The sequence below is a fragment of the Bradyrhizobium cajani genome, assembly GCF_009759665.1.
In the GTDB taxonomy this organism is placed as follows: Bacteria; Pseudomonadota; Alphaproteobacteria; order Rhizobiales; family Xanthobacteraceae; genus Bradyrhizobium; species Bradyrhizobium cajani.
In genome coordinates, this window is sequence record NZ_WQNE01000053.1 from 1 (window position 1) to 21,209 (window position 21,209).

13 protein-coding genes and 5 pseudogenes are annotated in these 21,209 nt (G+C 58.2%); 4 read left to right on the forward strand and 14 right to left on the reverse strand.

Annotated features, from left to right (window positions below; all coding sequences use genetic code 11):
* Both GPL20_RS35930 and GPL20_RS40355 read right to left on the reverse strand, forming a co-directional pair.
* Nucleotides 1–3,703 (reverse strand): annotated as a pseudogene (locus GPL20_RS35930) (amino acid adenylation domain-containing protein); the annotation flags it as partial.
* Between the two features lie 1,185 nt (nt 3,704–4,888).
* Nucleotides 4,889–5,317, reverse strand: a pseudogene (locus tag GPL20_RS40355) (formyltransferase family protein); the annotation flags it as partial.
* 794 nt (nt 5,318–6,111) lie between these two features.
* Between GPL20_RS40355 and GPL20_RS35935 the strand changes: the two are divergent.
* Nucleotides 6,112–6,978, forward strand: a complete 867-nt coding sequence (locus GPL20_RS35935; protein WP_157337022.1) for a hypothetical protein — start codon at nt 6,112–6,114, stop codon at nt 6,976–6,978.
* A 477-nt stretch (nt 6,979–7,455) separates the two neighbouring features.
* On the opposite strand, the gene GPL20_RS39815 is transcribed toward GPL20_RS35935, so the two are convergent.
* Entirely contained in the window at nt 7,456–7,860 is a 405-nt protein-coding gene (locus GPL20_RS39815) for a hypothetical protein (protein ID WP_246251257.1), read from the reverse strand.
* Nucleotides 7,775–8,053 carry an IS4/Tn5 family transposase DNA-binding protein gene (locus GPL20_RS39820; RefSeq protein ID WP_246251242.1) on the reverse strand — a complete coding sequence of 93 codons (279 nt, stop codon included), beginning with the start codon at nt 8,051–8,053 and terminating at the stop codon, nt 7,775–7,777. Before GPL20_RS39820 ends, GPL20_RS39815 begins: the two co-directional genes overlap by 86 nt.
* A 552-nt stretch (nt 8,054–8,605) precedes the next feature.
* Here GPL20_RS39820 and GPL20_RS35945 point away from each other — a divergent pair.
* Entirely contained in the window at nt 8,606–9,955 is a 1,350-nt protein-coding gene (locus GPL20_RS35945) for a coproporphyrinogen-III oxidase family protein (RefSeq protein ID WP_157337024.1), read from the forward strand.
* 8 nt (nt 9,956–9,963) lie between these two features.
* Nucleotides 9,964–10,914 (forward strand): class I SAM-dependent methyltransferase, encoded by a 951-nt coding sequence (locus tag GPL20_RS35950; RefSeq protein WP_157337026.1) that lies wholly within the window; start codon nt 9,964–9,966, stop codon nt 10,912–10,914.
* 171 nt (nt 10,915–11,085) lie between these two features.
* Here the strand turns inward: GPL20_RS35950 and GPL20_RS35955 are convergent.
* Nucleotides 11,086–12,361, reverse strand: a pseudogene (locus tag GPL20_RS35955) (IS256 family transposase).
* A 74-nt stretch (nt 12,362–12,435) separates the two neighbouring features.
* Between GPL20_RS35955 and GPL20_RS39825 the strand changes: the two are divergent.
* A pseudogene (locus GPL20_RS39825) lies at nt 12,436–13,126 on the forward strand (IS110 family RNA-guided transposase); the annotation flags it as partial.
* A gap of 249 nt (nt 13,127–13,375) precedes the next feature.
* On the opposite strand, the pseudogene GPL20_RS35965 reads toward GPL20_RS39825, so the two are convergent.
* From GPL20_RS35965 to pqqA, 9 genes and pseudogenes are all read right to left on the reverse strand, one after another.
* Nucleotides 13,376–13,606: pseudogene (locus GPL20_RS35965) on the reverse strand (acetyl-coenzyme A synthetase N-terminal domain-containing protein); the annotation flags it as partial.
* Nucleotides 13,603–14,115, reverse strand: coding sequence for a hypothetical protein (locus GPL20_RS35970; protein WP_157337032.1), 513 nt, complete (start codon nt 14,113–14,115; stop codon nt 13,603–13,605). The pseudogene GPL20_RS35965 and the gene GPL20_RS35970, both read right to left, overlap by 4 nt.
* Nucleotides 14,116–14,158: 43 nt before the next feature.
* A complete protein-coding gene (locus GPL20_RS35975) occupies nt 14,159–16,150 on the reverse strand; it encodes a c-type cytochrome (RefSeq protein ID WP_157337034.1) in 1,992 nt (663 codons plus the stop codon).
* Nucleotides 16,151–16,159: 9 nt separating this feature from the next.
* Nucleotides 16,160–16,687, reverse strand: a complete 528-nt coding sequence (locus tag GPL20_RS35980) for a copper resistance CopC family protein (protein WP_157337036.1) — start codon at nt 16,685–16,687, stop codon at nt 16,160–16,162.
* Nucleotides 16,688–16,731: 44 nt separating this feature from the next.
* Nucleotides 16,732–17,199, reverse strand: coding sequence for a hypothetical protein (locus GPL20_RS35985; protein ID WP_157337038.1), 468 nt, complete (start codon nt 17,197–17,199; stop codon nt 16,732–16,734).
* Nucleotides 17,200–17,294: 95 nt separating this feature from the next.
* The gene (gene amoB / locus GPL20_RS35990; protein WP_157337040.1) at nt 17,295–18,617 is read right to left on the reverse strand and encodes a bacterial ammonia monooxygenase, subunit AmoB; all 1,323 of its coding nucleotides are present in this window, start codon (nt 18,615–18,617) and stop codon (nt 17,295–17,297) included.
* A 27-nt stretch (nt 18,618–18,644) separates the two neighbouring features.
* Complete coding sequence (amoA, locus tag GPL20_RS35995; RefSeq protein ID WP_157337042.1) at nt 18,645–19,502, reverse strand: bacterial ammonia monooxygenase, subunit AmoA; 858 nt, start codon at nt 19,500–19,502, stop codon at nt 18,645–18,647.
* Nucleotides 19,503–19,627: 125 nt separating this feature from the next.
* The gene (amoC, locus tag GPL20_RS36000) at nt 19,628–20,419 is read right to left on the reverse strand and encodes a bacterial ammonia monooxygenase, subunit AmoC (RefSeq protein WP_157337044.1); all 792 of its coding nucleotides are present in this window, start codon (nt 20,417–20,419) and stop codon (nt 19,628–19,630) included.
* A 91-nt stretch (nt 20,420–20,510) separates the two neighbouring features.
* The gene (pqqA, locus tag GPL20_RS36005) at nt 20,511–20,606 is read right to left on the reverse strand and encodes a pyrroloquinoline quinone precursor peptide PqqA (RefSeq protein ID WP_157337061.1); all 96 of its coding nucleotides are present in this window, start codon (nt 20,604–20,606) and stop codon (nt 20,511–20,513) included.
* Nucleotides 20,607–21,209 lie beyond the last annotated feature (603 nt).

Genomic DNA, 21,209 nt, shown 5'->3' on the forward strand with positions numbered 1-21,209 from the left:
CCTGCCGCAGCCGCGCCGACGGATAGGCCGGATCCAGCGGCAGATAGGCGCCCCCCGCCTTGAGGATCGCCAGCAGCCCCACCACCATCGCCACGTTGCGCGCAACGCAGATCGCCACCGGCTGGTCCGGCCTGACCCCGAGCCCGATCAGATGATGCGCCAGCTGGTTGGCCCGCGCATTGAGCTCGCCATAGCTGACGCGCTCCTCCGCGCACACCACCGCCACCGCATCCGGCGCACGGCGCACCTGGGCCTCGAATAGCTCATGGATGCACCGCTCCGACGGATAGGCCGCAGCCGTCCGGTTTAGCTCCTCCAGCAGATATGCCCGCTCGTCAGGTGGCAGGATGTCCAGCTCCCGCACCGGCGTGTTCGGCGCCCGCTCCAGCGCCTCCGCCAGCTGCGCCAGCGTGTGCTGCATGTAGCCGCAGATCCGATCCGCCGAGATTGGCTCCGCCACCTGCACCGTCAGCCCGAGCGCCTCGCCAAAATCCTCCACCGACAAGGTCAGCGGATAGTTGGTGCGCTCCTCCTCGCCCAGCCATTCCACGCCGGACAGCGCATCATCGGCTGCGGAGGCGGTGACCGCCGCCGGCGTGTTGTGGCGGTAGTTCAACAGCGCGCTGAACAGCGGCGCCGGCGCCGCAACGCCGCTGCAGCGTTGCGCCAGCGCCAGCGAGGCATGCTCGTGCGCCAAGAGCTCGACCAGCCGGGCATGCGTGGTTCGCACGCTCGCCTCGACGGCGGTCCCATCAAGATCAAGCCGCAGCGGCAGCGTGTTGATGAACAGCCCCATCGCGCGGTCGGCGCCCGCCCCGCCATGCATGCGGCCGAACAGCACCGTGCCGAACACCACCTGCTCGCGGCCGCTGCTGCGCGCCACCACCTGGCCCCAGGCCAGATGGCACAGGCTCGCCAGGCTCACCCCCAGCCGCCGCGCCTGCACCCGCAGCCGCGCGTTCAGCTGCTCCGGCAGCATCCGCTGCGCCTCTCGAACCCCGCTGCCGTCGCCGCGCACCTCGCTCAAGCCGAACGGCGTGCTCGGCTCGTCGATGTCTGCCAGCCACCCCCGGAAGAACGCTTCATCCGCCTTGGCATCAGCGCCGAGATGCGCCTGCGCCACCAGATTGCGGAACGGCTGCGGGGCTGCCAGCTCATGCTCGCGGCCCTCCAGCACGGCCTGGACTTCGGCACGCATCACCTCCAGCGTGGTGTGATCCCCGATCAGATGATGCTGCAGCTCCAGCAGCAGCCAGCGCGCACTGCCGGGCTCGCGCGCGATCACAAATCGCAACAAGGGCGCTCGGCCAAGATCGATGCGGTGCTGGCGCGGATCAAACCGATCCTTAAGCTGCGCGCGGCCCGGACCAGCAGCGCCGTCCAGCTCGACCTCGCTCACCTCCAAAAGCGCACGGCGCCACACCACCTGGACCGGGCGCGACAGCCCTTCCCAGACAAACGACGTCCTCAGGATATCGTGCCGATCCACCACCCGCTGAACCGCGGCAAGATAGCGCTCGAGCAGGTCACGATCGGCAAACGCCATCTGCGAGACCAGCAGGTACGGATCGCCCTTTGTCGCCAACAGATGGTGGAACAGGATGCCGTCCTGCAGCGGCGACAAGCCATAAATGTCCTGGATGTTGCCGACGCCGCCGGGCACCGTGGCGACGATCCGGTCGATCTCGCCCTGCGCCAGCTCAATGAGCGGCAACATCTCTGGCGTGATCGCCGGACTCTGTTCGCTGATCAGGTTGGCCGGGACCGCCACCTCCTGATGACTGCCCAGGCTTGCGGCCTGATCGGCCAGCACCGGCCTGGCGAACAGCGTGCGCACCTCAACCCCCAGCGACCGCCGCCGCAAACGCTCGATCAGTTGCACCGCCAGCAGCGAGTGCCCGCCGAGCGCAAAGAAGTGGTCATGGCGTCCGACCCGCTCCACACCGAGCAGCTCGGCCCAGATCTGTGCCAGCGTGATCTCGATCTCGCCTTGCGGCGGCTCATAGGCGCGATGCGCATACGCCTCATCGTCCGGCGCAGCCAGCGCCTTGCGGTCCAGCTTGCCATTCACCGTCAGCGGCAGCGCCGCCAGCCGCACGAACGCCGATGGCACCATGTACTCCGGCAGGTGTGCACTTATGTGGGCGCGCAACGTGGCGGCCAGCTCAGCTCCAGCGCCATCCGGCTCATCCGATTGAGCTTCAGGCGCACACACCACATAGGCCACCAGCCGCTTCTCGCCGGCACCGTCCTGCTGCACCACCACCACCGCCTCGCGCACAAACGGATGCTCGGCGACCCGCGTCGCGATCTCACCCGGCTCGATGCGGAAGCCGCGGATCTTCACCTGGTCGTCGTTGCGGCCCAAAAACTCAAGATTGCCGTCCGGCAGATAGCGCGCCAGATCGCCGGTGCGGTACAGCCGGTCGCCGTCCACAAAGGGACTGGCGATGAACCGCTCCGCGGTCAGCTCGGGCCGGTTCAGATAACCGCGCGCCACACCCGCCCCGCCGACGTAGAGCTCCCCGACCGCGCCGAACGGAACCGGCGCACCATGACCGTCCAGCAGATAGACCACCGAATTCCGGATTGGTCGTCCCAGTGGCACCCGCTGCTGGCCATCGAAGCGAGCAGGCACCGGGTAGCAGAGACTGAAGGTGGTGTTCTCGGTCGGGCCGTAGCCATTTGAGATTCGCAGCGTCGGATGTCGCGTCTGACATGCTCTGATGGAAGTGGCCGAGACCTCTTCGCCCCCGACCAGCAGTTGCTGCAGCCCACTGGTGCTCCGCCCCTCCCCGACATAGACGTCGAACAACCGCGCAGTCATCCAAGCGATAGTGATGCCTTGGTCTTGGATGATCCGGGCCAGCGTTGCCGTCGAGAGATAGCGTTCAGGATAGAGCACAACACTGGCGCCGTTCGCCAAGGCTCCCCAAACTTCGAACGTGGTCGCATCGAATGTCGGCGAGGAAGCGTTGAGAAAAACGTCCTGCGGCGAGATCTCGACGAAATCATTCTCCGCCACCAGACGCACCACTCCGCGATGCTCGACCATGACCCCCTTGGGGGTGCCTGTTGATCCGGAGGTGTAGATCACATAGGCGAGATGGCGTGAGGTGAGGCCAAGCGCGCGCGGGTCCGGATCCGACGCCGGCAGGTTTGCCCACGCCGGCATGGCCGTCTCCAGATCCACCACGCTCACATCGGCCAACGCACCGGCGCCCAGCGCGGATCGGCCGGCCGCATCGGCCAGCAGGAGCCGCGGCGCCGCATCGTCGAAAACCTGCCGCAGCCGCGCCGGTGGATAGGCCCGGTCCAGCGGCAGGTACGCCCCGCCCGCCTTGAGGATCGCTAAAAGCCCGACCACCATCGCCACGTTGCGCGCAACGCAGATCGCTACCGGCTGGTCCGGCCTGACCCCGAGCCCGATCAGATGATGCGCCAGGCGGTTGGCCCGCGCATTCAGCTCGCCATAGCTTAGCCGCTCCTCCTCATGGACCACCGCCACCGCGTCCGGCGCACGGCGAACCTGTGCCTCGAACAGCTCGTGGATGCACACGTCCGACGGATAGGCCGATGCCGTCCGGTTCAGCTCCTCCAGCAGATACGCACGCTCAGCGGATGACAAGAGTTCAATCCGCCCCACCGGCTGCCGCGGATCTGCCTTCACAGCACATAGCAAATTTTGCAAATGCTGGGTCATACGGTCGATATGCTTGGGCTCCAAGCGACTTGCATCAAAGTGCCATCGAAAGTTCCCATCTAGAGCGCAAACCTCAAATGTTAACGCCCCACCGGGCAGGGCTGCCTCAGAAGTCGGGCTCGAAGCTAAGTCACCAGCGGCAGACTCGCCACTTACAGTAAGCATAACGCCAACGGGCCATGGCCGGCACAATCGTAACGCCTCCATACCGAGCAACGTTGGGCAGCGGGCGATAAGATCTCGCGCGAAGCTATCCTGCTCCTTCAGCTGAGCGAATTCGGCCGCGACCACCGTGCGCGCCTCTGCAAAATCATTGTCGAGATCGATGGTAATTGCCATCGGCACGACAGAAGCGACAAGCACCTCGAGCGCTTTCAAGCCCGCTCGCGACCCACTCGGCGCGGGAGTCCATCCCAATTGAAGCTCTAATTCTCCCGTGATGCGGGCTAGGTAGATCAGCCAAGCCGTTAGCAAGAATTCCGTGCGATTACTGGCAGACAGCTCAGCCAAAGCACCTGGAATTCGCCATGAACTCAACTGCCATTGAGGTGCAGCCAAAGCTACTGAAGACGACAAAAAGGAAAGCTGGGATGTTTTGAACTGTTCAAGCCGCCGTCGCCAAAAACCCTCACGAGGCGCCAACATTTCATGCGCAGCCGTTATGCTGCGCGCCTCGTCATCGCTCAGAATCGGGAGGCGGTCGCCTACATGGGAATCAGAACGCCTCGCGAGTACCCGCGCATCCAGAGCCTTACCATCCAAGCTGTTAAGCCAAACATCAACATCCTCTGTCCCTGTCGCCACACGCCAGTGGCTGGGGTGGATCTCAACTAAAGCCCCCGCAGCAAAACCAGAGCGCCGAGCCGTCACCTCCAAGCGCCTGACGACGACAACGTCATCTCCTACGAGAGCCTTGGACAACCCCAATGGATTGGTATGATACGGGCCAAAGTCTAAGGCGCGCGTCATCGCTTCCAGATCTTGTGCGGATCGATCCCATCGCAGACAGCCCGCCGCATCTGGGCGTCGACCTTTCGGAAAAAAGCTTCGGTCCGCTAGCGCTTGCGGACGAGCACTAAGCTCTCCATTTGTTAAGCCAGTTAGAAGCTCGCGGAAGCCATCGATAGCAGCCTCATAACATTTGAGATTCAGTGTCAGCGCAGTATCGCTCGTCGCAATCAACACTTGACGTTGGACGACCAGCTCACCAGTACCAACACCGTGATCGATACGATGCCACGTGATGCCATGTTCGGTCTCACGGGCAAGAAGCGCCCAAGACGTCGCATGAGTTCCGGCATATCGCGGCAACGGACCGTCGTGGTAATTGAAAGCGCCTCTACGCGCTTGCCCAAACACATCTGCTGGCAATATGAACGGATTGGCAACGGAAAATATCCACTCGACTGGCTCGGCGTTGAGCAGCTCAGATAGCTCTTCAATGCTCGTCACACACAAGATATCGGCGAGAGCGGCCCAATCGCGGAATATGGCGTCGGCACACAGCGCCGCCCGGATCACGTGGCCCATCTCCATCACTAGCTGAGCACATCTAACAGCTAGCGTACCACCACCAACAAAGATGCAAGAGCCAACCGGTGTAGCAAGTTTCATCTGAACTCTTAGACAGGGGTTACGATGAAGGCCCGTAACGGATCACCCCGCATTTCAAGCAATCGACATACCAATGAGGTACTGCGAGCGTTTCCTGAAGAAACAACGCGCCTCGCTCGAAATGCCGCCGTCGGACTTGGGACATCGACGTCCTGAACCAGACACAGCTCAGCACAACAATACGGACGTCATTGGCGACGATCACCGCATGGGCGGTCCGCAAAGTCGTCGGAAGCTCTGCAACAGCCTCCGTCATCACCGCGCGTACAGCAGAATCTCCTTGGCGCTCACGTTAAGTAACGGACGCGCCAATGACCTTCTGCGAGCTCATTCTGAAGAAAACAATTCGCTTCTCGCCGGTTGCCGTCGGGCTTGGGACATTAACGCCTTGAACCGAACAGAGCTCAACACAACAGCACGCGCCGTCAACAGCGACGACCACTCAAGATCGGGCGCCCGCCCCTTGCCCGAATTGCCTTTGCGAGCCAAAATGCTCGCCGCTGCTTTCTCCAGGTGGTCTGCTCGTCGAGTGAGAGAGGGTCCTGTGGCAGGGATTCCGCTCGATGTTACAAAGTTCGCCACGCATCGCGTTTTCGTAGATTGGCCGGGGCTCGGCACTAAGTAGCGTTTTCGCTTAATGCCCGCTGACGTCTGTGGCACGGCCCTTGCTCGTGAGGCGACGAAAGCGACGAAGAACGGGTCCACGGCGAATGTCGCAACCACAACTGACTCCTGATCTCTCACATCGGCGCATACTGTTGGCCCTTGGGTGCAGCGGCTTGGACGTGACTTGCGTGATCGAGGCACTCAGTCGAGACTGTGTCATTTTGATTCGTAATGTCTCACCGAGCGAGGCGGACGGCCTCGTACATCAAATTGCCGGTGAACTGGGATTGCAAAAAAAGCTAGAGCTGGAGGCCGGCTTTTCCGATTTTCTTGGTCACCGACGGCGGATCACCAAATACTTCATGAGCGTTAATTCGCGAGATGATTATCAGCTTGTCACCCCGCATTCCGAAGGAGATAGAATATCTAATATGCAGTTGTCGTGCTTTTATTGTTTCGAGAATAGTAAAGACGGAGGAGAAACAATCCTATTGAACATCGACGACACAAGTGAGGCATGGGGACTTTTACGAGAAAAAACGACAAAAATATTGCCTGGATCAAAACCATTGTCTCGGGGCATGATCACTCGTGCAAAAGCACTTTATCGTCTGAGCTCGCCGGATGACTATTTGGTACCAGATGACCAAATAGTAGCCGAAGTTAAATCCGAGATCCCGGGCCTTTTGCTGGCGATTGTTATGGCAAGGCCGAAAAGAAGCTTTTCCCTTCTCCTAGGGCGCGATGTGAATGTCCTTTGGGATAACATTGGTAGTGTTGACCAAAGCTGTCTTCACTTTTTCGTTCGGATGTTGCAGGAGCGCGAACTTCTCAAGCGCCCGCCGGACGGTTTTGAGTTGCACCAACTGGACCCCGTTAATGCAGGACGGAGCTGGTGTTCAGGCGCCGATTACGAGAAACTTTTTTGTGACGAGATTATTCTCAAGCTAAAACCAGGGGACCTTGTTATTCTGAACAACCTAACTTGGGCGCATGCGGTGAACAATTGGACATCGCTACCCGGCACTCGAAGGATAGCCGTGGCATTGGCCTAGCGTAGTCCCCACTTTTCCTGAAAGTTGAGTCTTGCCTCAAGGGTGCATGAGCAGCATCCCTGAGCGACAGCGATTAGCCTGACGAAGGAGTGACCTGCCATTGCTTTTCATCCAGCGGCAGTTAGAGTCTCGGGGTTTTTGCAGCGAGACCGAACTTTGGACCACCCAGAACTAGAGTTTTGCGCTCTGATCACGTTGGCGGGCTGGACGCGCCGACGTGGTTGTGCAGCAAAATCGGCGATCGATTGCCGATCGCCCCGTGGGGCCGTTCTTCGTTGTACAACGAGGAGCGCCCGCACCAGGCACACGGCTATCGCACCCCGATGGCGGTCTGGCGCGCCGGCGCTACGGCAAAGGCTGTGGACATGGTGGACAACGCCGAAGAGGCGTTGCCCACACGCCCACAACCTCAACAACAGACGCAGACAGAGGCCCTCGCGGCCTGATATCAGAAAATCGGAGCGGCGAGACTTCCAACTAAGAAGGCGGCGTCAGTGGTCCTGCTCCCGGGGTCCACTTCAGGATTGATCTTCTTTTTAAGCGCTGCCGTCCCTTGAATTTCTTCCGGGTCCAGAACTTAACGGCCGCCAACCCCAGCGGCGCCCCCTCGATTGTCACCGCGAGGCTGGAATGCATCAGGATGCCGCAAACCGTGTTCGATCTGAGGCGACCTGCCTTATCCCGTCCACTGTTTATGCTCTTGGTGATGCCGATCGCTTCTGACTTCTCGCGTTGATAGCTGAACTCGGTTGTATCGTGCAGCACAAGAGCGAGACCTTCAGCGGCGGCGGCACGATCACGTGTCGATTGGAAATGGCCGGTCAGAATGTCCGCTTCGACTGACCCGGTCATTGGAGAAGAAGCGGTAGGCTGCCTTGGCATTCGCCCAATCCTGGCAGACGAGCGGAATGCTTTGTCCCATGGCGCTTCCAATCTGCGTGAGCAGTTTGCGGAATCTGTCGCCGAGCCGCGCGTCCCTAAACTCGCATCCACTACTCTCTCGATCAATCCAACAATCGCCTTCCAAGGACCGCAAACAGCCTTTTGCCGATCGATCCCTTAATGTCAGCCCCATAGAGCACCCCTTCGCGACTCAGGTGCTCAGCAAGGAATCACAAGTAATTCCTTCGATTCAAGATTTCGCCGATCAGCGGATCAGCCCGAGTGGTCAAAGTTATGGGTAATTGAAAGCCGATGAAACCCACTGTCCTGTTCCGTCCATCCTCCGCCACAGTCACCGAAATGCTGGCTTTGTGAACGTCGAGCCCCACGTAAAGAACCTACGGCATCTGCGCTCTCCGATGTCGAGCCGCCGCGCCTTCATACGCGACGGCGGCTCGACTGTGACGGAGACCGGTGGCGCCGCTATGCTGGCGCCAAAGGACATACTGGGCCTAGGTACGTTGCCCCTGTTGTCGGTTTTGTCGCTCCTGAGACACAGTGATGTTCGCGCGACGTGCTGTCCCGCGCTCGCAGTTAAGCCATTGAATAGAACGCAGAACGACCTTCTCTGGGACACTTCGCGGGCTTGGCACGACTCTTGAGTGTCCCTCTTTGCGCGGCGGCAAGAGCGGCCGAGCGGAGTCCATGACCTCCGGGTCACGCACGACGACCGAGGGGTTAAGTCATGGATCGTCTGGAATTTCTTCGGACGAAGATAGAGAATAAGGAGCTGCCAACATATGTTTATGGCTATCCTTCGAAGCGCGCGTATAGGGCTTTCCGGCAACCACTCCGCATCGCTGATGTTATTGAGCAGGTTAATCGCTCAAAGCAACTCAACATCTATGTCCACATTCCGTTCTGTCGTTACCGCTGCACCTATTGCACTCTCCTTACAACGCGCAATAGGCACGGAACCCAGGAGTCTTATGTTGGTCGGTTGGTAGAGCACATCGCTCGTTATGGAGAGTACTTTGGAGATCAAGAGGTTGTCAGTATCTATTTCGGCGGCGGCACTCCGACGCTGCTAACGAAGCATCAATTTGGCGAGATATTCGCCGCCCTCGATACTGCATTTCCAAAACGAAGCCGGCGATGCGAGATTACGGTCGAGGGCGCACCGGACTCTTTCGACAACAACCTTATGGATCGCTTGCAGGCACTTGGCGTCAACAGAATGAGCATGGGCATCCAAAGTATGGAGCCCGGCGAGCTTGCGCACTGTGGTCGGCCATATTCGATCGAGATCGCAAAAGCGGCAATCGAAGCCCTCATCAAGCGCTTTTCTCACGTCAATCTTGATCTGATTTACGGCCTGCGTGGCCAAACCCTCAACTCTTGGATGCTTTCGCTTGGCCGCGTGCTCGACTATGAGCCGCAGACAATTTCTCTCTATCCCGTTGTTATTCGTCCGATGACGAACGTCATTACCTCGAAAATGTGCGATCCTGAGTTATTTTTCTCTGAAGCGGAAAAGTATGAAGTCTACGATCAGAACGTTGCTCTGATGGCGTCCAAAGGCTACCGTCAAGAATCCTTCACACGTTTCACGAGGATGACTGGCGACCATGCCTACCGGCAGGAGATGTCGGACTTCGAGGGGACACCCCTGCTAGGATTAGGAGCTGGTGCTAGAAGCTACCTCGGCCAATATCACTATAGCACTGATTATGCCGTAGACGGGCGCGCGGCTTCGCGCATCATCAGCGCATTCTCGGATCGACCGTTCGATTCTGGGGCGATAGCATCACACGGAATTAAACTGACGTCGGAAGATGTTGCGCGTCGTTACGCGCTGCTTGGCCTCACATTGTCAGCTTTAAGCAGAAAGAAGTACGCTGCCATATTCGGACGAGCACTAGCAGATGATTTTGGTGAAGAACTCAAGGCGCTCGAGTCTTTGCAACTCGTCAATTTGGCAGATGATGATGTTTGTCAGCTTACTCAAAAGGGGTTCAAATATTCAAGCATTATAGCTCGGATGTTTTACTCCGACACGATGGTTAGCCTTGAGGAGCAATATCAGGCGGCGTGAGGTTCAGTATGAAAGAGGTGGCGAATTCACCTTGTTGGTGGGATTCGGGCTACGCCGACCACAACGTTTCGTCTATGGGTGGTCCTAGCCCCGAAATCTTCGAGATCGCGCCAGCTCTCCGCGCGAAGAGCGTGGTTGTCGAGCTGGGTTGCGGCGAGGGGCGCAATGCTCTCTATCTGGCCCATTTTGATCATCAGGTGATCGCGACTGACATCTCTGAAGCCGCTATCTCCAAGCTGAACCGGCTCGCAAGCGGTCTTGGCGTGAACATTACGAGCGGGGTTGTTCGCGTTGAAGATTTCCGGCCGCCTGCTTACCTCGACGTCCTTATAGCGCATTCCGTATTGCATTTCACGGAACGGAGCGTCTGGAAACCGCTCGTCACGGCCTTCATCGATAGGACTCGGCCGGGAGGATTTCATTGCTTCACCAATACTCTCGATCAACCAGACCATCCTATTTCGAAGGAGAGTTTGGTGTCCGGTCACAAGAAGTCGTTCTCGCGTGGAGAGCTGGAGGCCATCTATGCGGAAGCAGACTGGGAGATTCTACGGTCTGATCATTACATTAAATGGGACTCGCATCCTGGCATTCCAATTCATTCGCACTGCATCGAGAAAGTTGTGGCTCGTAGGCCAATTGGATCTGAAGACCTCCCACCAATGAGAGCTGAGTCCATCGAGGCATCCGGAATGATTCCTGCCAAACAATTTGATGCCTTGAAACTGGGCACACCACGCGAATCCATAATTGAAATGTTCGGCTCGCCGTCAGCCAGCCATGGGGTCGCGACTAGCCGCAAGACAGTCGGTGGCAACAATCAAGAGGCCATAGCCGACGGCTACTTGCGCGAGGATATCATCTATGGCGATCACGGTCTTCAGTTCGTTAACGGTACGCTCACCGGAAAATATCGATATTTCACGCCCCCGAAGCGCTTGAGCATTCGAGAAGCGTGAGCTTCGACGAGAAAGTTCTCATGAGTTAATGGCATGGACCACGCCCGCTCTCAGCGGCAACGTGGAGACCGGCGGGGCAGCAGCAGGAGCACAAGCCATGTCGAATACGAACATTGGGGGATGTCCCGATCGCTGTTGAACTAGGTCGGGCCGACGTTGCCGGAATGAATGTTACGCGGCCCTCGTGACGTGGGCAACGGGGTTGATCGTCATGCGATTGTGGCGAGCTTGAAGAGCCGCTCGCAGAACCGACAATTGCTTATGCGCCTTCAATCGTCGGAAGCCCTTGTTGGCCTCGATCATCCCGGCCGCGACCCATCGCAAGGCCATACCGGCATCCCGCCAGCGTTTGACGTTGCGCGTGACGCGGCGAACGGTGCCCATCATGTTCTCGGCGATGTTGGTACAGGCGAGCGATCGACGAAGCTCCTTCGGCAGCTTCAACCGGACGACAGTCAGGATTTCGTCGAGGCCTTCGAGGATGCTGGCCGCTACGCCGGGCCATTGCTGGTCGAGTCGACGCGCGAGATTGCGGATCAATTTTTCGGCCTTGTCGGCGTCATCGAGCTCCCAGGCCTGGCGCAGCACCCGGCGGGTGGCCGCATGATGCTCTTTCGGCAGGCGTTCCATGATGTTGCGCGCCTTGTGGATCTGGCAGCGCTGGATCGCAGCGGCCGGACCGAAGGTGCGGCGGATCGCCTTCGACAACGTCTTCGCGCCGTCGGCGATGAACAGTCTTGGCACCGTCGGGGCGAGCCCGCGCGAGACCAGGTTGTCCAGCAGGGCCTGAACCGTTGCGGCATTCTCGGTCGCCCCTTCCACCAGCGCCAGCGGATGCTTGTTGCCTTCGCCGTCAACCCCGATCGCGGCGACCAGCACGAGATCGTCGCCGAGATGCAGCCCGTCGATTTGGACCACCAGAAGGTCGAGCGCGGACAGATCGGCAGCCATGAAGTCGGCCAGCCGCGCCGCCGACAGCGCTACGAACCTCCGCGAGGCCGCCGACTTCGAAACCCCCGATCCGGGCGGGTGCCGGCACGTCACCCTCGGGCAGTCGGACAGCGCGGCCGAACCGGCGCGTCGACACATTGATCAGCATCAGGTTCATCGCCCAGCGACCGAGCCAGTCCTCCTGCGCCGCCGTTTCCCAACTCGGGATCGTGACCTCGCGGCCGTCCACGCCCCGGACCCGGGGGCGCTCGACCTCGATCTTGCCGCCGTGGAAACCGATCCGTCCCCGCGTTCGGCCCCAACGGTGCGCCCGCCGCGCCGCATCGCGACCGTGGCGCGACCCGCAGGCCGCCGTGACATCCGTCTCCATCATCGTGCCGAGCGCCTCGATCCCTGCCGCAAGGCAGAACCGATCGAAGCTCGCCCGCACTTCTGCATACGCTTCGTCCACAGCCCCAGTCGCCGGCGAACCAGCCGGTGTGATATCTCTCGTCATGGCGTTGCTCTCCTTTGTGGAATCAGCACCCCGAGCCTACCGGCTCAAGGTGGGCAACGCCGACCTCTTCAGAAATTCAACAGAACCCGGGACATCCCCCGAACATTGTCACGATCGGTATCGATCTCGGGAAGAACACATTCCATGTCGTTGGTCTCGATGCCACAGGCGCAATCACGCTACGCAAGAAGCGGTCGAGAAATCAGCTTGACCAGTCGCTGGCCAATGTTCCGCGTTGCCTGACCGGAATGGAGGCTGTCCAGGCGCACATCATCTGGGTCGCGAGCTCGAGAAATTTGGCCGTCAAGTGCGGCTCTTGCCGGCACAGTACGTCAAGCCATACCTCAAGGGTCACAAGAATGATTTTCGGGATGCTGAAGCGATCGCCGAGGCCGTTCAGCGGCCGACAAGCGGTTCGTCCCAGTGAAGTCGGCCGAACAACTCAATTTGCAGGCACTCCACAGAGTTCGCAGTCGATTGGTGACGCAGAGAACGGCGGTTATCAATCAAATCCGGGGCTTTTTGCTTGAGCGAGGGCTACCAGTGCGCCAGGGAGCGGCAGCACTCCGATTGGCGCTTCCCCAAATCCTCTCGATGCCTGCGGAAAGCCTGTCACCTCGGGTGGTTCGGCTCATCCAGGACTTGGCCGAGGACTGGCGCTATCTCGACCGTCGCGTCGCGTTAGTCACCAAGGAGATCAACGAGATCGCGGAGCAAGATGCACATTGTCGCCGCCTGATGAGTGCGCCGGGCGTCGGGCCAATCGCGTTTCAGGTGCCCGACAATGAATCACAAGCGATTCATCCGATTCAAGATTTTTCGATCAGGATTACCGCCATCGAATCAAGCATTTGGGGGCAATTGAAAGCTTTGGCGGAGGGATACGCCGCAACTCACGTCAGATCAGCGCTCGTCACGCGCCGCATTGCAGGAGGCGCCCATTGAAGCCGCCGAGGAACTGCGCGGCGAAGAACCGCGTGATCCGCATTTCGCCGGAACGGCCGCCGCGCAGCTGCCCTGTGCGACATGGCGATCGAGCGTGTTGTAGCAAGTGTTGACCGCTCCGCCGGCGCACCAACGGCCGTAGATGCCCATTGATGGATCGAAGATCTTTCTCGGCCACTCGATCCAATCAACCTCTTTCGCAGCTTCCGCCCACAATCCCTCCGGATCAGCTAGCGCACGCGCAAGACTTTCCTGATAATGGCTCACACCTAAGCCCCCAATGATTGACGGCTTGCTCATTTTGATTCCTTCACAACCACGTTGAGGGTCTGTACCGTCTCGGAGATTGTGTGATGCTGCGGATCCGCCCAATAGAGTCTTATTGTGTGCCGACCAGGCTTGGCAGGGAGATCGAAAACATAGAGATAGCGGCCATCACCAAGCTGGATCAGCTGGTCTGCCATTGGCATGAGCTCGGTTTCGTCCATCGCAACATGCAGATGAACGCTCGGATTGGCAGAGCTCATGGTCATTTCTGCAATGTTATTGTCGGCTTGGAAAACGAAAGCAACACGCTCGCCGATGGTATTACCAGATTGCGGCAGGAGGATCTTCAATGCGGGCAGCTCGCCGGTATTTCCCGATCTCGCAACAGGCGCACCGTCAGACCCGTGCATATGGTGCATGCCCGGCTCATGGTGTTGTGCGTGGGCTGGAGCGGCGACCAGAGCGCCAGCCACAAGAATCATGCACCAAATGAACTGTTCGAATCGATCGCCAAACCGGTTGGGACGGGATGATATTTGCATGCTTTCCTCCTTTGTTTGCGAGCCCTGAAAGATTTCCACTAATTCAGTGCACATGTTGCGCGGGTGGCGGGAGAATTTTGGACTCTCTATTGAGAACTCGGACCTGCGAGATCAGCTCGTCGGAATTTTGCCAACCACATTCGTCCTCCTCTTGCAACCAGCGCGCACGGATGTATCCGAACCTGTCGATTAGGAATTCCATGGAATGTCTTCCCATTTCCAAACGCTTGGGATCTCCACGATTTGTAGTGCTCCGGGAGAGCAGATCGTAACTTTCTCTAACCTCTTGTGCTCCATGCCGGACATTTGGGACGTCCGCCGCCAGCTTTGCGTCTGGCGACACGATAATCGCCCACAATCGTTCTTTCCGGAATCTTTTCTGCTCAAGGCGTAGCTGTTCAACGCGCACTGCGTCGGACTTTTCGGGAAACACGAGCAGCACATTGCTTTGCTCACGGAAGTCCTTCAGCTCCCTCTCCGCCCCATTCTCGTCCTCTAAGAAAAAGTTTGGAGCCCCCAGCCACGGATGATCGGGTACGATTTCAGGCGACAGGAGGCGCGCCTGAAATCCCTCTGAAAACGTCCGCAGGAAGTTGATCACATCCCAGCGGGCCTGTTCGTCCAATACATCAGCAAATCCGGGCATGCCGCTTTTTGGAATTCCATGGCTAAGCCACCAAAACATGTCGCCGGCCGTGTGCAGCACAGTATGCGGTTCGCTCAAATTCGCGGGCGGCTTGGGAAGGGTCGATGCCGCCGGACCATCGCCAAGCCCTCCGCTGCCGTGGCAAGCCGCACAATTCTGGGCAAATAGATGCTTTCCATTGGCTATTGATATCGTCGAATAGGCAACCGACGGGCGGCGGTAAGTATCGGGATAGGCTTGCACGGATATCTGCCACAGACCGCCTGCGACCGAAATAACGGCGGCGGCGCCTGCTGCAACTGCTTTTGCCTTTTGCGGCTTTCTCAAACAAACGAGTAGGCCCCAGAAGAGTGACAATAGTGCTAGTGAGAAGGCGCCCGCCGCGATAACGGGCGTCGGCCACGCCGGCCACGTGGCTTCGATCGAAAAGCGAAACGGCAGCCGCCAGATGGGCTGATCATGTCGTGCTGGTATGACTGAAGAGAGCGCGGCTGCGCAGCCGACGATCAGAACACCGCAAAAGAATTCAGTTGCTGCCCATCCAGCTCCTGCAAGAAAAGCCGCGGGTTTTGCTCCTACGGTTTCCATGACGGGTAGGAAGCGCGTGCGAATCCGATTGGCCACCAACAGGCTGCATGCAAGTAGAGCTAGCTTCGTTATAATTAGTTGACCGTAGGTCGTGCCAAGCCACTCGCCAGCCGAACTAGCGGAGCTAAACGCGAGCACCAAACCTGATGCGACGACGACGACCACGAAACCGATTGCTAGTTGGGAGAAACGTCGCAGCGTCGCCGCGACATAGACGCGCCGAGTCTCCGTGGGGGTGACAGCGACCGAAGCCACCAGCCAGATCCAAGCCGGTAAGGCCCCAAGCCAAGCCGAAACCGCGAGCACGTGAAGTTGATAGGTCGGAACGAGCCAACGGCTGTCGTCTTCCCCGGCGGCGTGTCCAGCAAGTGGACCAATCAGCGCGATCAGTGCTGCTGTCCAGGCTGTCACGATTGAAGCTAAACGTTGCTGCTCCCTCGACCAGCTGCGAATTAGGATCGCTGTCGGCAGCAGCAAAAGAAGAGAGAGCGCTAACCTTGCAAGCGTGATCCGACCGTAATGTGTGTCAAATCCGAAGCTTTCCAGCGTCTGGCCAGCCGCGACTATCTCCGATAGTGCCATATCTGTCGCAATCGCGACTTGAGCGATAAATAACCCAGCGGTAGCGAAGAGGTGAATGCCGGCCGCCCAGAGAAAGCTCACCTGCACTCGTCTTTGCCAAGCGGCAAGGAACGGATCGGAAGACCGCGCTGCCAGCAACAGAAAGAGTACTCCGCCTATGACCCATGCAAGCGCAATGTCAGCGATGGCCTTGCACAGAGCTGGAAACAATACCGTCATTCCGCATGCCTAACGTTGCTCGACGGTGAACTGATAGCCGTAGTCCACCACATGCCCGTCTTGCGAGAGCACGCGGTAATGAACCGAATAGCTGCCCGGTCTCATGTCAGATACTGCCGTTACCATGCACTTCGGATCATTGCCTGCTTTCAAATCGCCGAGCGTTAGCGACTGACCATTGGCGTTCTTGAGCTCCACTTTCGAAAACTTGAGCTCTATGCGTTCGTTGAAGCACAGTTCGATCTGCTGCGGCGAATGAGCTAACACTGCCCGGCTCGCGGGATCGGACTTCACGAGAGCGGCATGTGCAGAGGCGGCCGTCGGCAGGCACACGAGGCCAACGCACAGCAACGTGATGCCAAGCGCTGATACCGGACGCCTGCTTGCGGACGAGAGTTCTCTTACCGTCCCTTGAATCAGCCTAGTTCGCGCCCTGCCGGTGCCGGCGGTCAAGTTTGGCGTGCCAGCATGATCGAGTGACGGCCCCGTCGCTACTCGGATATAGTCGCTCTTGTTTCCGTGTTTTTCGCGAGACATGAGTGTGACCCTTATTGCCGGACAGCGGCCGACAAAGTGCTAGCCTAGCTTTCCTTACGCAACGTGGAGTACCAAAACAGGGCGGCCCCGGCTGCCAGCGTTCCTAGAACGATTGCGAAACTGTCCCTATATCGGACCCAAATCCCGTTGCCGTAACCGACCGAAAACGGAAATCGCGATACGTATTTCGGTCCGTCGCCGACTGTCACGAGGCCCACAAAGCGCCCGGATTCGGGGAACGTGTACTGAAACGATAGTGAGCCTGTCGGATATTGTTTTGGCGGGATTCGAAGGACGGACTCGCTGTCTACGTCGTTGCCGGCGTCTCGCAACAACCGCACCTCGATGGGCAGATCACGTAGCACATCGCCGACGGCATCCAAGACGATGACCGTGCGGCCGATTTCCGGAATGTCCTCGCAAAATTCCTGATTCCCCTGCTTGGCCGGCTGGTATCCGGTAAAATGCATCATATAGGGCCCAGCGCGAAGCTTGCACACGTCTTTCTCCATCGATACTCCCCCGTGTGCAATCGCTGGCCGCGCCCAACCGCAGTCTAGGATGAGGAGCAAAGATGGAATTCCAAGCACTGCGGCTTTTACGATGTTCAACCCGGACCTCCTTTCGGATTCTCAGCCGTGCGGTTGTCGGGATCGGTGAATACAGGGACCATGGGGCCGCTGACGTTTGAGATTGTCCGTTTGCCGTGCTCGTCATAGAAGAACAACAGTCCTCCCAACGTGTTGTCCGGATCGTTGATCAGGCTACTCAAGCGCTCCGTCTCCCATGCCGCGTCGGCCGCTTCGATATCGACTGTCTTCGTTTCACCCGGCTTGAGCGGTCGGCTGTCGCTCACCTTAAGCCCATTCGGAGGAAGCAATTCCTTGGGGTAATTCGGATCCACCGTCGCCATTGCCTGGCTAACCTCATGGTTGATGAAGCGCTGATTGGAAGTTAAGAACTCGCCAAGCTGTGCTGACGTGCTCCCACTGTTCGTCAGTGTCACGTTCATACGAAGCGAGCGGCCAGGGACGTCATAGTTTGACTTGTTGACCACAACTTTGACCTGCTCAGGCACTTCCGGTAGGGGCTCGACGGTTGCGCGGGACCCCTGCAGCGGCACGGTCCTTGGATAAGCGGTGTCGGTCGCCTGAAAGCCGAAGAATACGATGAGAATCGTCGCCACGAGCAAACCGGCCCCAAATAGGCGATCGGTGCTGGTAACGAGCTGAGATCGATCGCCGCCTTTTTCCGTCAACGCGCGAAAACGAGGCAGCAGGAGCGGCCGGCGCAACCACCAGACAAGCCACACGATGGCGATCGCAACCCACAAGCCATGCCAGAAGAACACCCTGCCAAGGCCCCAGGTTTCGAGATTATCGATAGTCTCGCCACTGAGAGTTTTGATTGGAAGCTTGAAGTCGCTTTCGTTCCCCGTCACCGTCAGCCAGTTTCCCGGTCCGAGCAGCGGCCCGGCTCCCATCACGTTGATCATCGGATGGACGTGATGGTGGCCTGGCACTCGTCCTTTGAGCACTGTTTTGAATTCATAGTCCCGGTTCAACTCCAGTTTGGTGGACTGAATTGCTGGGACACCATTAATGTAGCTCTCGGTTCGGGCTAGCACCGGGCCCGGCGTCCCGTTTCCCAGAAAGGCCGCTTCGGGAAGGGGTAGGTTGACTGGCCAGATCGGGAAGAGTCGGAACTTGCCGGTGACAACGATTTCACCGTTCACGGGAATTTCGTTCGTGCTCCACTTCACATCGTAAAAATGAGCCGTCCGCATCCGCAGAAACGGCTCCTGATTGCGCTCACCATGCGCCAGAGCAGCATCTGGGACGAGGGTCAGTATTCCGATCTGCATGATCGCCGCCGCTGCCGATAAGATTACACGCACGCATGAGCTTTTGCGGAAACAGAATGTTCTCATTTGGAGTCCTCCACAGTCCCAGCAGGATCATTCGACTGCGGCGAAGCGCCCTTGCAGGCTGGTGCCGTCTATGGCTTTTTGGGCTGTCTCAGCTGGCTCATCCTTATCGGTGAGCCCCATGAAATTCTTCAGGGTGTTTGGCGTCGTTACCACACGAGCGAGGAGCATTCCGATATGCCACCACGCCAAATACATCAGTATGGATACGAACGCCGAGAAAAAGGACGCGATAATGGCTGAGTGGCCACCAAAAGTTCGAAGCGTGCCCCGCTCTATCAGCCGGATATACTCAGGCAGGGCGGTGCGGGTGAAGGCATAGCTGATGTAATCGCCCACGGAAACAAGCTGCCCCATCACTTCTACGGGTAGCCGATATGGCGCCAGCCAAAACCAGTTAGCCGGGTAGAAAAGCAGTGCGAATGCAAAGGCGCCGGACATCGCCGTGAACAAACAATTCCCGGTCAGCAAAAGAGCGACATCGAGGACTAGTGCGCCAGGTATCAGCAGCGCTGGAATGACCTCGCTCATCGGAAAGTACGACCACAGGTGGAAACCGAAATATCGATTTATCCACTGACCGAACAGGAGACAAACGACCGCAAATGTAGCGGCGATTGGAAGTCTAAATTTCGTCCAAAACACATACTGCAAAGCTGCAGGGAATGTTATGGCCATAATTGGAGTCAGGGTGACCCACCACTGTCTGTCTTTCCAATCGATCCACATATCCCAGTCCCCTGCGGTCAGCATGTAATGCAGGTGGAATGCGCCGGAGACGGCCAGAAAAAGGATGGCGGCGACGAGAAGGTCAAACACTTTTGAGATTCTTGCTGACTCTTTAAGCCATTCGAGCCCATACAGTCTCACAGACGTTCCTCCTTGCATGGCTTCCTCCTAGTTCTTTTACCGTGTTGAGATCGACCTTCCTGGAAACCGACGCCCGACATGATTGCAAGACGGCATGCTTTGCACATGCCGGGCTGTCAGCAATTAATGGTTCATAAGCGGTTTCAGCGCTGGGTGGCGACCGAAACTTCGTCCTCTTGGGAAAGCCGCTCGATCACTTCAAGCATGTGCATCGCGATCTGGATCAGGAGCCCACCCAAGGCCAGCACACTCCAGCCCATCACGACAAAACCCCAGTGCAAGGGATAGGAGAACACCTCTTCCATCAGGAAGAAGGCATGGCCCCACTCGTTGTAGCCCAAGTTCGGCAATATTAGAAACGGACCTACAACCACGAGCACGAATGGAATTGAGATCTGCGTTGCGAACTTCGGCAGCCTCGTCATCGCGTACAGAAATGATCCCACGCCAAACAGCACGTAGAGTGGCATGGTGCCGTAGAACAGCACGATGTGACTCGGCGTGAAGCTTGTATCCCGGACCACAACCTGATGCCATGAGGCGTCCTGCTCGGCAAAGAAGCTGGTAGCGAACCAGACGCAAAAGGCATAGACGAAGATGAACAGGACCAGATTGAAGTAACGCCGGAGCTCTTCCCCCCGTTTGAGCGCGCCAAGATTGCGGTCTCGCGTGAACCATAGATACGCCCAGGTCACCACCCAGAGCAAAGGGATGACGCTAAGCTCAACCTTCAGCAACGTCATCCAGGCGGCATCGAACGCAGGCTCAGTCGAATCCAGGCCGGCACTCCAAGCATAGACCTGCTGAAAGATGCGCCAGAACACCATCAGCGCTAGCACCGCCAGAGTGACTCCTGCTGCAAGTTTGAAATTCGCCAACGGCTGAGTACGGTCCTCAGCGGCAGACTTGGCGTTATGAGTCATCGTGATCGACATCTTGTCTCCTCCTTGAGATTGCCTAAGGTGTGGTGTTGTTTGCGAGGGTAGTGCTCACTCCGATCGTTGATCGCAAGGATAGGATCTGTCTTCAAGCTCCCAGCTTTCTGGTAACCTCCTTGCGAATGGCGCACGCATACATGTTGATTTCGAGACCGACCGGCAATTCGACGATTTTTGGGGTCAGCTCATATCGATTTGCTCCTGGCTAGATGAATGCGGCGCAAAAGGTCGCGAGGACACGAGGTCCCCGCAGTGGGGGAGAACTCACCGAGTGCGCTGCAAGTGCTCGGCGAAAAAGAAACCCATGATCACGCCATCCCTGCCACCGCGCGCTGTGGCGTCACCCTGATGAGATTGGCGCGATAATCCGACGATCCGCAGGAATATGATCCGACTCTTGCCTCGCCCGCTGCTGCTCTTGCAAAGCAGCGTATTGATGCATCCAAGCGTCCGTATTGAACCATTCGTTATAGTTGGACTCCACATCACTCTCCCTAGATGAGGTAAATCTTCATAGCTGACCCGGAGCTAAGCCGTTAGCTCAGGTCGACGACCGCAACAAAGCCAAAGAACGACAGTCCTCCCCCTTCTCTCTGTTCGCTCATTACCCGCATCCTCCTTTGAAAGAGCGGTGCGGCACGTCGGGTTTGAACCTGGCCCGTATAGACGCAAGACGTCCGCTTTCATCTCAAACAACCCGTCCAGCTCCGGCTTCAATTTGGAAATTGGCCGCGCGCTCGGTCTCAGGTTACAACCTCACGCCACGTACGAATCAAGCCTTGACGGC

Excerpts from the sequence above, each read along its gene's own strand:
- amoC (WP_157337044.1), bottom strand. The coding sequence starts at position 20,419 with ATGTCGATCACGATGACTCATAACGCCAAGTCTGCCGCTGAGGACCGT.
- GPL20_RS35980 (WP_157337036.1), bottom strand. The coding sequence starts at position 16,687 with ATGTCTCGCGAAAAACACGGAAACAAGAGCGACTATATCCGAGTAGCG.
- GPL20_RS39815 (WP_246251257.1), bottom strand. The coding sequence starts at position 7,860 with ATGCCAAGGCAGCCTACCGCTTCTTCTCCAATGACCGGGTCAGTCGAA.
- GPL20_RS35975 (WP_157337034.1), bottom strand. The coding sequence starts at position 16,150 with ATGACGGTATTGTTTCCAGCTCTGTGCAAGGCCATCGCTGACATTGCG.
- GPL20_RS35985 (WP_157337038.1), bottom strand. The coding sequence starts at position 17,199 with ATGGAGAAAGACGTGTGCAAGCTTCGCGCTGGGCCCTATATGATGCAT.
- amoB (WP_157337040.1), bottom strand. The coding sequence starts at position 18,617 with ATGAGAACATTCTGTTTCCGCAAAAGCTCATGCGTGCGTGTAATCTTA.
- amoA (WP_157337042.1), bottom strand. The coding sequence starts at position 19,502 with ATGCAAGGAGGAACGTCTGTGAGACTGTATGGGCTCGAATGGCTTAAA.
- GPL20_RS35970 (WP_157337032.1), bottom strand. The coding sequence starts at position 14,115 with ATGCAAATATCATCCCGTCCCAACCGGTTTGGCGATCGATTCGAACAG.
- GPL20_RS35950 (WP_157337026.1), top strand. The coding sequence starts at position 9,964 with ATGAAAGAGGTGGCGAATTCACCTTGTTGGTGGGATTCGGGCTACGCC.
- GPL20_RS39820 (WP_246251242.1), bottom strand. The coding sequence starts at position 8,053 with ATGGGGCTGACATTAAGGGATCGATCGGCAAAAGGCTGTTTGCGGTCC.
- GPL20_RS35945 (WP_157337024.1), top strand. The coding sequence starts at position 8,606 with ATGGATCGTCTGGAATTTCTTCGGACGAAGATAGAGAATAAGGAGCTG.